Here is a 757-nt window from a genome sequence, read left to right on the forward strand (position 1 = left end):
GGTGTGGCGGGTGCCGTCCCGCCAGGCCCCGGGCCGGGCGACCGGGGCGGTGCCGGGGAAGCGGCCGGCGGACCGCGCCAGAGGCTCGGACATGCATCTCTCCACCATCATGCACCGCGCAATCTAGGCGGCCGCTTCCTTCGAAATTGCCAAGGCCGCGCGCCAGGGTGGCGGAGGCACAGGAATTCGCAGCGCCGCGTGGCGGGCGAAAAACCGGCGTGACACAGTGCGCCCACCGCGCACCGGGCCGTGCGGCGGGGCGACGCCCCGGTGGCGCGCGGCACCAGGCCCAGGGATGCCGAGATGAAGACTGCTCTGCTCGTCGATGATTCGCCGACCATGCTGATGACGATGGCCGGGATCCTGGAGCGCATGGGCTTCGCCGTGACCACGGCGGCCAATGGCGAGGAAGGCCTGTCCTGCCTGCGCCGGGGTGGCTTCGCCCTGGTCATCACCGATTACCACATGCCCGGCATCAACGGGGTGGAGATGATCAGCGCGGCGCGCAAGCTGCCCGCCGCCCGCTTCACGCCGATGCTGCTGCTGACCACCGAATCGGAGCAGCGCAAGCGCGACGAGGCGCGCGCCGCCGGCGCCACCGGCTGGCTGGTGAAGCCGGTGGCGCCGGACAAGCTCCAGCAGGTGATCCGGCAGGTCCTGCCGGGCGCCTGAGGCATGGCGCAGCCGGGCAGGGGCCAGGACGGGACGGCCGGGCCGGAGGCCACGCCGGATCCGGCCGGGCCGGGGCTCACGCGGG

The 757-nt window shown here is 73.4% G+C and carries 1 protein-coding gene; it reads left to right on the plus strand.

Annotated elements, in window-relative coordinates; genetic code table 11:
• Nucleotides 1-303 precede the first annotated feature (303 nt).
• Nucleotides 304-672 carry a response regulator gene (locus HMPREF0731_RS22235; RefSeq protein WP_040614486.1) on the plus strand — a complete coding sequence of 123 codons (369 nt, stop codon included), beginning with the start codon at nucleotides 304-306 and terminating at the stop codon, nucleotides 670-672.
• Nucleotides 673-757: the final 85 nt, after the last annotated feature.

This window comes from Pseudoroseomonas cervicalis ATCC 49957 (assembly GCF_000164635.1).
In the GTDB taxonomy this organism is placed as follows: Bacteria; Pseudomonadota; Alphaproteobacteria; order Acetobacterales; family Acetobacteraceae; genus Pseudoroseomonas; species Pseudoroseomonas cervicalis.

What these genes read in the sequence shown, in the direction of transcription:
- HMPREF0731_RS22235 (WP_040614486.1), top strand. Translation starts at nt 304, where the DNA reads ATGAAGACTGCTCTGCTCGTCGATGATTCGCCGACCATGCTGATGACG.